Below are 347 nucleotides of genomic sequence, written 5' to 3'. Positions count from 1 at the left end.
CTCGACCTCGGCCGGGGCGAACGACACCTCGGCGCGCTTCAGGTCGACGTCGCGGTCACCGGGCAGGCCGACGACCACGACCTCACGCGTGCCGTCGAGGTGGGTGAGCGCGAGGACGACGTTCTTCAGCGTGTCGGCAGCGGTCCACGGGGCGCCCTCGCGCGGCGCGACCTGGTTCGCGTGGGCGACGAGCGTGTCGATCGTCGGGGTGTCCGACGCCGGCAGCAGCACGGGCTCCGGCTGGCCCTCGATCGGCAGCGACTCGGGGACGGGGGTGACGTACGCCTCGACGTTGGCCGCGTAGCCGCCGGCGCTGCGGACGAAGGTGTCCTCGCCGACGCCGATCG

General features: G+C 74.1%; 1 pseudogene. It reads right to left on the bottom strand.

Going from position 1 to position 347, the window contains the following annotated elements:
- Positions 1-347, bottom strand: a pseudogene (locus tag BIU91_RS15115) (proline--tRNA ligase); the annotation flags it as partial.

This window comes from Curtobacterium sp. MMLR14_002 (assembly GCF_001864975.1).
GTDB classification, from domain to species: Bacteria; Actinomycetota; Actinomycetes; order Actinomycetales; family Microbacteriaceae; genus Curtobacterium; species Curtobacterium flaccumfaciens.
Note: the sequence above shows the minus strand (reverse complement) of the source record. Positions and strands in the feature narration are given on the sequence as shown.